The 5,478-nt window shown below is 58.6% G+C and carries 7 protein-coding genes and 5 pseudogenes; 8 read left to right on the plus strand and 4 right to left on the minus strand.

The annotated features are described in order from the left end of the window. Positions 1-71: 71 nt before the first annotated feature. Both AC0L3N_RS33435 and AC0L3N_RS33440 read left to right on the plus strand, forming a co-directional pair. Positions 72-209, plus strand: a pseudogene (locus tag AC0L3N_RS33435) (transposase domain-containing protein); the annotation flags it as partial. A 2-nt stretch (positions 210-211) separates the two neighbouring features. Continuing rightward, on the plus strand, positions 212-487 hold the full coding sequence (locus tag AC0L3N_RS33440) for a hypothetical protein (protein ID WP_473551919.1): 276 nt from the start codon (positions 212-214) through the stop codon (positions 485-487). Between the two features lie 8 nt (positions 488-495). Here the strand turns inward: AC0L3N_RS33440 and AC0L3N_RS33445 are convergent, their stop codons facing one another. Both AC0L3N_RS33445 and AC0L3N_RS33450 read right to left on the minus strand, forming a co-directional pair. Beyond that, on the minus strand, positions 496-1,257 hold the full coding sequence (locus tag AC0L3N_RS33445) for a class I SAM-dependent methyltransferase (RefSeq protein WP_473551922.1): 762 nt from the start codon (positions 1,255-1,257) through the stop codon (positions 496-498). Between the two features lie 161 nt (positions 1,258-1,418). Next, on the minus strand, positions 1,419-2,687 hold the full coding sequence (locus AC0L3N_RS33450) for an ATP-grasp domain-containing protein (RefSeq protein ID WP_473551928.1): 1,269 nt from the start codon (positions 2,685-2,687) through the stop codon (positions 1,419-1,421). Positions 2,688-2,937: 250 nt separating this feature from the next. Between AC0L3N_RS33450 and AC0L3N_RS33455 the strand changes: the two are divergent. After that, a pseudogene (locus tag AC0L3N_RS33455) lies at positions 2,938-3,014 on the plus strand (IS6 family transposase); the annotation flags it as partial. Between the two features lie 167 nt (positions 3,015-3,181). Here the strand turns inward: AC0L3N_RS33455 and AC0L3N_RS33460 are convergent. Continuing rightward, positions 3,182-3,457, minus strand: a pseudogene (locus tag AC0L3N_RS33460) (transposase); the annotation flags it as partial. Between the two features lie 455 nt (positions 3,458-3,912). Continuing rightward, entirely contained in the window at positions 3,913-4,161 is a 249-nt protein-coding gene (locus AC0L3N_RS33465; protein WP_473551931.1) for a hypothetical protein, read from the minus strand. Here AC0L3N_RS33465 and AC0L3N_RS33470 point away from each other — a divergent pair. The 5 genes and pseudogenes from AC0L3N_RS33470 to AC0L3N_RS33490 all read left to right on the plus strand — a co-directional run. Then, positions 4,160-4,393 (plus strand): hypothetical protein, encoded by a 234-nt coding sequence (locus AC0L3N_RS33470; RefSeq protein WP_473551933.1) that lies wholly within the window; start codon positions 4,160-4,162, stop codon positions 4,391-4,393. The genes AC0L3N_RS33465 and AC0L3N_RS33470 overlap by 2 nt on opposite strands. A gap of 2 nt (positions 4,394-4,395) precedes the next feature. Next, positions 4,396-4,493, plus strand: a pseudogene (locus AC0L3N_RS33475) (transposase); the annotation flags it as partial. Between the two features lie 79 nt (positions 4,494-4,572). Then, the gene (locus AC0L3N_RS33480) at positions 4,573-4,740 is read left to right on the plus strand and encodes a hypothetical protein (protein WP_473551925.1); all 168 of its coding nucleotides are present in this window, start codon (positions 4,573-4,575) and stop codon (positions 4,738-4,740) included. Between the two features lie 116 nt (positions 4,741-4,856). Beyond that, positions 4,857-5,294 (plus strand): ATP-binding cassette domain-containing protein, encoded by a 438-nt coding sequence (locus AC0L3N_RS33485; protein ID WP_473551926.1) that lies wholly within the window; start codon positions 4,857-4,859, stop codon positions 5,292-5,294. A gap of 58 nt (positions 5,295-5,352) precedes the next feature. Next, a pseudogene (locus AC0L3N_RS33490) lies at positions 5,353-5,478 on the plus strand (ABC transporter ATP-binding protein); the annotation flags it as partial.

Consider the following 5,478-nt stretch of genomic DNA (forward strand, 5'->3'; position numbering starts at 1 on the left):
CTGCAGCGGCTAAGTCATGAAAAACGTGGGAGGAAACGCGCCCGCTCGGCATAGTTCGGCGCGCGGCATAAACGGCCAAGCTCAACGATGTCGATCCGGCAGCCTGGCTTGCCGATGTGCTTGCACGCGTTGCCGAGCACCCGGCCCGCCGACTCGACGAGTTGTTGCCGTCGAACTGGCGATCCAAGCCCGCCGCAATCGCGGCCTGACAATGCACATCAGCAAAATCCATTCCGTGCGAACCATCGCGCTTGTTGCCCAGGAACTTGGTGAAGACGAGGGCTGGCTCGCCGATATCGCTATCGAAATGGCGCGGCGCATCAGAAGGGCGTCACGGATGGCGGAGTTCGGGGGTGCCCAGCCACAATGCGGCCCGAGAAATGCTCAGAAAACTTACGCGGCGCAAGGGAATCTGACACTTCGTGCTGGCGGTTGGATCGGCGGGATTTTTTTGTCCGCAAAGGCGGTCACCATCCCATCGCGTTGAACGCCCCGTTATTTGTACGCGACAACCACGAGGCGGGGGCCATAGGGTGTGAACTCTCCACCTTCCAGCCCATAGGCTTCAACAGTCTCGAATCCCGCGCTTCGCAACATGCGGACATATTCAGAAAATCCATAGTGTCTGACAGAAAGACGCGTTCGTCTTACACATCCATTGCGCACGACGATCCTCTCGGTGCTTCGACGGTCGGTTAGTGCATCGTAATTTGTTATATCGATTCTTAGATCGTCATTATTCTGCAGGACCTCGTAGGTAGGCGACTTGTCGCGTAGAAAAGCGAAACGATTGAGCTGATCGATTAGCAAACGCCCGCCTTTTCGAAGTGAAGAAGCGGCTTCATGAAGAACTCTCTCATTATCCGCTTCATCGAAATAGCCAAACGTCGTGTACCACAGAAAAGCCGCGTCAAAGCGATCTCTCCAGGGAAGTGAGCGCATATCGCCAAGCAGATACTCAACATCTACCCTGCGTTCGGCCGCGTCCGCTTCGGCTTTTTTTAAGAAGATCGCCGACATATCCAGTCCGGTTACCCGTGCTCCTTTTTCCGCCAACCGGTTGGTTATCCGACCATAACCGCATCCGAGTTCAAGAACTGAGCTGCCTGGACTAAGTGAAAGAAGCTCCCAAATTGCTCCTACTTCCCGGTCGCTTCTCTCCGGCGAATTGACCGTATCGCCAAAATGCAAGTAATCTTCGCTGAAGTGTGATTCAAGCTCTGGTAAGGAGTGGGCGTTACTCATCTGGTAGGTCATATGCTTTTCCATGTTCGTTATCCCTTATCAAACTTTTCGTAACGGTCGTTCAGACCTGACCTGTCGTAGCGGGCCGGGCGTATGAGGCAGTCCGTTGCCGCCGTGCTCAGGCGCGCACCTCAAGCTGGAGGTCGAGAAGCTGTGCCGCTGATCACCTGGGGTCACCTGCGCTGGTGCGGGGAAGTCAGGTCCGCTGATTCCCCTTGTTCGCCGAGGGTCGGAAATGGTGTGATCGACCAACTGATCAAGTCGACGGCACGCTGAAGTATAGCCTCGGTCTGAGCAAGGGTGGGGGAAGCGGCGATCACACATCCCATCGTGTCTAGGTAATAGCCTTTCCTGACGATCGGCGCCTTGGGTTCAACATACAATTTGACCTCGGCGACACCTGATATAGCAGCCGCCTGACTGTCGCCACCGATCCAATCGAGGGTGCCATCGCGATCAGGAATTAGGTTCCGCGCGGCCGCGGTGTGCGAATGCCTTCTGCGCAAATTCCACTCGTCGCCAATGACAAGCTTGATGTGCTCGGTGATGAGATCGAGACCGTAAGCCAGTTGAACCAGTCGAGGATTGGGGTAGCCCGCAAGACGCGGATTGACTTCAATGACGACTGGGCCACGCGTCGTCCACCGCAGTTCAACGTTCGTTGGCCCCCAGCCAAGGCCGAGAGCTTGCAAACAGCTCAGCGAAACATCGGCGATACGCTTATACTCGTCATCAGTCAGCGGGGCCGGATGGGTGCTCTCACGAAAAATGAAATGCGGTGGGCGGCCGAACTCAGCGGTGCCAATCCCAATGACCTCATTTCCCATTATGTCAGCGCTATAGTATGGCCCTTGGGCGAATTCTTCGACCAGTATCCTCGGCGAAGATCGCCATATGTGCTTCCCGCCCAACAGATAGGTAGTATGTTCGGCCAACTCCTCGACATTCCGGCACAATCGGACGCCGCTGCTACCGGTGCCTATGGCTGGCTTCAGGACCACCGGCAAGCCGATCTCCGCGGCAGAGCTTTCTACGTCCGTCGCATTCGCTGCCGAGCGATAAGCAGGTATTGGAACGTCGGCGTCCGCGAGGAGCTGACGCTGAGCGAATTTGTCACAGCATCGCTCAACCGATGCGGGGTTCGGTCCCGGTAGACCGAAGTACCGGCAGAGCTTGCCAACTGTCGCATACACCTCCTCCTCGGCGCCCGTAATGCCAGCAATGTCATAGGTCGCCCGTATTCGGGAACACTCGTGGATCAGCGCATCGAGATTGTCTGTATCGACACGGACTGTCTCGATGCTTTCCGACGCAAGATAGTTGTACCGAGCTGGATCAGCCGACAGGGTAATTGGGTGAAGACCAAGACGTTGGGCCGCTTGGACGAATAGCAGTCCCATACGCCTGTGGCCTTCAACCATGATGAGTGCTCTTCTTGCCATTCGCATTGATCCTTGTTTGCGTGCTGTGCGGCGGTCTGAGCGCAAACGGGCATCAGCTTTTTTTCCGTCACTGACCTCAGACGTTGCGGTGAAGCTATCATTGTCAGTGGTCTGCGGGTCGCAAAGATTCTGTAAATTTATTTGAAGGATCTGTTGCAACGATTTGGTACCGGCAGTCTGGTACGGAGCCCGTCGAGCAATTTCGGAGGTTGCGGCCTTCAAGGGACGCCAGTTTGACCAGTCAGTGATCATGCTTTGCGCGCGCTGGTACCTGCTACGATGTCAGCCCTGCGTGATCTGGAAGAGATGATGGCCAAGCGAGGCGTTCCAGAAATTGAAAAAATTGTCTCATCATTCAAATGAGCCAGCATACCAGCTTAGCGGATGGACTGATTGTCTTTCACAGAAGCCAAACCATTATTATTACCGGTGAGCCAGCCTCACCTTCAAAACGAACTGCAGCGGCCCAGCCTGCATGCTCATGGCTCCTGCTCCATGTTCGGCACCTTCCGCCGGATCTGGTCGGCCCGGCGCGCCATTGCAGGCTTGCGGCTTCGGCCGTGTCCTGCGCAAACGCGCCGGCAATGAAGGCGGAAGTCACGCGGCCACCGCTCCTGCCGACATGCCCGAGCACGTTGCGGGCGAAATGAATCCTGCATCGTTGCCCGGTGGCGCACAGCACCTGGAACGGCTGCCTTGGTGCCCTCGTGGGCGTCAGAGACGACCAGCTTGAGCCCCCGCCGGGTCAGCTTGCGCAGAAACTCCCTCCAGATCGCGCGGATTTCTCCGCGACGGCATCCGCCTGTGTTCCCGAGACCAGAACCACGAAGTTATCGGCATAGCGCACGGATTGGAACACGCAGACCAGCTGTTCGGCCGCTCTCCCGCGCGCTCTTTGCTGCCTTTAACCCGTCACTTACGCCGGGCTTGGGTCTTGCTGCGATGGTACGTCAACTGTCCACAGCGCTCTTCGATTGCGCTGAGCGCGATTTGGCGAGCAACGGTGGGAGGATCCCGCCCTGAGGGTATCAGCGTCTGTACGAAAAAACTGCCGTCCGACGGTACACCGGCTTTCAGGAATTGCCCGACCAGTTTTGCGCAATCTCTCCAGTAGGTGGTGATGACTGATGTTGTCGAACGAAACATCTCCAGACTGCCCCGTCACCAGGACCTCCGAGCGTGCGTGATGATCACCCGCGCTGGCCATGCGCTGGAGGGGCGGGCTCTAGCCGCAGTCAGCCGGCTTAAGCGCCGCGGCGAGCCGCTGCTGCTGATGGAATTGCCGAACGGCAGCCGGACCTACATTCCCGTGGCGTGCACGGATCTTCCAGCAGCGGGCGGTGGTTCCACCGCCTCGCCGGCACGTCATCAGGGCATTGGGCGGCTTGCAGACTTTCTGCACCTGCGCCTCGAAACCGATGCTCTTCTTGAGCGGCGCGGCGAGTCGCCGCCCGACGACAAGGAGGAGCGACATGCAACTGAAGCTGCGATTTGCCGAGGAGGACAGCGAGCGGCCTCCCAACCCACCCGGCTGGGAGAAGCCGGACGCCGAGGCGCGGACGACGGCGTACGCCGGCTCGCCCCTAGATCGCGCGCATGTCGAGCGCGTCGCAGGTGGAGAACTAAGCTTGCCCTGCTCGATGGAGAATGCCCAGCACCCGCTCGCTTCCAAAAGGTCGCGCGCACAAACTTTGACCGGCGGCTGAGCTTCCCCAAGGAACATCGCGCCACGCTGCACAGCACAAACCCGATCAGCGGCTCAATGGCGAGATCAAGCGGCGCACCGAGGTCGTCGGCACCTTTCCGATGATGATGCTATAATCCGCTTGTCGGAGTCCGGGTCATCAGCCTGCGGCAAGACGCGCTTTCCGGCTCGGCCGGAGACATGGTGGCAAGCACCGTGATCTACACCGCGCCGTGGGGTGCGATCGGAATCCTGTCCGCCATTCCTGGAAAGACGCTGGGCGACCGAGACGTACTGTCGGGTTTGTCGAGTGTGCGACGCGGTGGTGGTCGGCCCGGCTTTCTGGACTTCCTGCTGCACCTCATTTAAGCAGTTGAATAGCATATAGAAAATATTTCGAGATTCTTTCTGCGCAGTTGGCACGACTGTTGAAGCTCCCTTCCTCGCGAGGCAGCAGGAGCTGCCGATCACTATCTACGTCGTGGGTGAGATCGCGATACATGGAACGAGGAAGAACGCAGCATGTCATCGCACGCCTGCCGAAGGGCTATGGCACGCTGGTGGGCGAACGCGGCCTGAAGCTTTCCGGCGGCGAGCGCCAACGGGTAGCGATCGCACGCGCCTTCCTAGCGAATGCACCCATCCTGATCCTCGATGAAGCGACCTCAAGCCTCGATTCGGAATCGAAGGTGCTGATCCAAAAGGCGATGGAACGGCTGATGGTCGGCAGGACGACGCTGGTCATTGCGCATCGGCTCTCGATGATACGCGCGCTTGGCCGGCTGCTCGTCTTCGACCACGGCCGCATGATTGAGGAAGGTGACCACGCGGCGCTGATCCGGCTCGACGGCGGTATTTACCGCCGCCTGTTCGAGCGGCAGGCGCTGGAGCTGACGAAGGGGCTGTGTGCCAATGTGGCGTGAGCGTTGGCGGACGCTGGCGCGATTTGCGTTAAAGTCCGGATACCAGAGTGGGAGCACAATGAAAGGTGAAAGAGTCACCGTCCGCAAAATCGCGAAGCGCTACGGACCGGTCACGGCAGTCGAGGATGTATCCGTCGATGTGAAGCCGGGAGAGTTCCTCTCGCTCCTCGGGCCCTCGGGTTCC

This window comes from Mesorhizobium sp. WSM4807 (genome assembly GCF_055811615.1).